We start from the raw sequence: 2,512 nt of genomic DNA, 5'->3' as shown, positions 1-2,512 counted from the left end.
AGGCCGCGCAGCCGCTCCACCGGCTCGTTCGAGAACACGAAGCGCAGGTACTGCGCGCCATGCGTCTCGCCCCAGCCCTGCATGGCGGTGGCGCAGACGCGCGCCTTCAGCAGCCGCTCGGACAATGTCTGGCCGTCGATGCCGAAGTCGCTGGCGCGCAGCAGCATCGACCAGCCGCCGGCCGGCACGCCCACGGGCAAGCCGCGCAACTCGTCGAGCAGCGTGTCGCGCCGCCGCTCGAGCTCGGCCACGTAGGGCGCCAGCGTGCGCGGCGACTGCGCGAGCGCGGTGGCGACCGCGTCCTGCGCGATGCCCACCGGCACCACCACGTTGGCGAGCGACACCGCCACCAGGTCGGGCATGTAGCTCTCGGGCGCCACGGTCCAGCCCACGCGCCAGCCGATCATGCGCAGCTCCTTGGCCGACGAGCCCACGGTGATGGTGCGCTCGGCCATGCCGGGCAGCCCGGCCGGATGGATGAGCTCGCGGCCGTCGAACAGCAGCCGCTCCATCGCGGCATCGAGGATCAGCGTCAGGTCGTGCTGCACGCACAGCACGGCGATCGCGCGCCAGTCGTCGGCATCGAAGAAGCCGCCCGAGGGCATCGAGGGCGACATCAGCAGCATGGTGCGCACGCGCGGGCCCACGGCGGCCCGCAGCGCCTCGCGGTCGAGCTTCCATTCGCCGCCGGGCGTGAAGCGAAACGGCACGTACTTCGGCGTGCCGCCTGCGAGCCGGATGCGGTTGAGCAGGCCGGCATAGGTCGGGTCGGTCACCAGCACCTCGTCGCCGACCTCCACCGTGGCCAGCAGGGCATTGAGGAGGCCCGAGAGCCCGCCGGCCGAGATCACGCAATGGCGCGCCTCGTAGGCCACGCCCGAGAGTTCCGACACATGGCGCGCCGCGACTTCGCGCAGCCGCGCCTGGCCGACGAAGGGCAGGTAGCTGTTGTCGGCGTCCTCGGTGGCGGCGCGCACGGTGCGCGCCACGGCCTCGGCATCGGGCGGGATGTCGACGTCGAGGTTCTCGAGCCGCAGGAAGGGCGGGCCCTCGGCGTCGTCGGCGATGGCGCCCATGCGGTCGACGCCGATGCCGGCGATGTGGGTCAGGCGGGCGGGGCGGTGGCGAGGCATGCGGGCGTCTCCTGGCAGGCGTTGTCCGCGCATTCTGCGGCCGGCGCGCGCGCGTTCACACCCCCAGGCTGGCCGCGAGCTCGCGGAAGATGCGGTAGAGCGCGGGCTGTTCCTCGAAGCCGATGCCCGGCGCCTCGGGCAGGGTGGCGCGCCCGTTCTCGATGCGGACCTCGCGGCTGAAGCCGCCGAAGGGGCCGAACAGCCCCGGATAGGACTCAGCGCTGCCGAGCCCCAGCCCCGCGGTCGCGTGCAGCGACATCAGGTTGCCGCCGTGCGGCACGATGTTCTCGCGCGCCACGCCATGGGCCTGTGCCAGCGCCACGATGCGCTGCAGCTCGAGCAGGCCGTAGGCCAGCGGCGGATCGGGCTGCAGCACGACGCGGCCTTCGAAGCCGCCGTAGCGCAGGAAGTTGGCCACCTCCTCGCGCGAGAACAGGTTCTCGCCGCCGGCGACGGTGCCCGCATAGGCCTCGCTGACCGCGCGGTAGGTCTCGAAGTCGGCCGGGTCGCAGGGCTCCTCGAGCCAGCGCAGGCCATAGGGCGCGATGGCACGCGCGAAGGCCAATGCCTCGTCGCGCCCGAAGGCGCAGCTCGCGTCGAGCGCCAGCCGCGCGCCCGAGCCCACCAGCGCCAGCACCGACTCGATGCGCCGCAGTTCCGCGGCCAGCGGCAGGCCGCCGGCCTTGATCTTGAGCTCGGTGTAGCCGGCATCGAGATGGCCGCGCACCTCGTCGCCGAGCCGGGCGAGGTCGTCGTGGTCGCGGTAGAAGCCGCCGCCCACGTAGCAGCGCACCGAGCGCGCGGGTTCGATGCCGGGCTCGCCCATGCGCTCGGCCAGCACCCGGTACAGCGGCAGGCCGCGCATCTTGCCGACGATGTCCCAGAGCGCGAGCTCCAGCGTGCCGACCGCCATCGAGCGCTCGGCATGGGCGCCGGCCTTCTCGCGCCGCAGCATCAGGTCGAGCGCGCGTTGCGGGTCGACGATGCCGCTGTCGGGGTCGTTGAGTTCCGCGGGCGTGGCGCGCAGCAGGCGCGGGATGAAGCGCTCGCGCAGCGGTCCGCCGCAGCCGTAGCGGCCGAAGGAGTTGAAGGCATGGCCGACGACGCGGCGGCCGTCGCGGAACTGGTCGGTGACGACGGCCACCACGCTGGCGGTGATCTCGCTGAAATCGATGCGCGCGTTGCGCAGTGAGGAGGCGATGGGAACGGTGCGTTCCGCGATGCTGAGGATCTTCATGGGCGGTGCGGCATCAATCGACCACGGCGCCGGTGCTCTTCACGATCGGCCCCCACTTGTCGTACTCGGCCTGGATGAAGGCGCCGAAGCGCTCGGGCGTGGCATGCACGGGCGCGCTGCCGAGCCGCGCGATCTGCTCGCG

General features: G+C 72.7%; 2 protein-coding genes. Both read right to left on the bottom strand.

Features of this window, described 5'->3' with window-relative positions:
• The coding region (locus AC27VN_RS38695; RefSeq protein ID WP_490880102.1) for a pyridoxal phosphate-dependent aminotransferase at positions 1 to 1,133 on the bottom strand (1,133 nt) is incomplete at its 3' end.
• A 55-nt stretch (positions 1,134 to 1,188) separates the two neighbouring features.
• Positions 1,189 to 2,370: an enolase C-terminal domain-like protein gene (locus AC27VN_RS38690; RefSeq protein WP_490880101.1), complete on the bottom strand. Its 1,182-nt coding sequence runs from the start codon at positions 2,368 to 2,370 to the stop codon at positions 1,189 to 1,191.
• Positions 2,371 to 2,512 lie beyond the last annotated feature (142 nt).

Source organism: Variovorax sp. 20P10.2.4, assembly GCF_058244205.1.
The sequence above is the reverse complement of the archived record's forward strand: the minus strand, read 5'-3'. Positions and strand labels throughout refer to the sequence as shown.

Coding starts and splice junctions, on each gene's coding strand:
- AC27VN_RS38690 (WP_490880101.1), bottom strand. CDS start 2,370: ATGAAGATCCTCAGCATCGCGGAACGCACCGTTCCCATCGCCTCCTCA.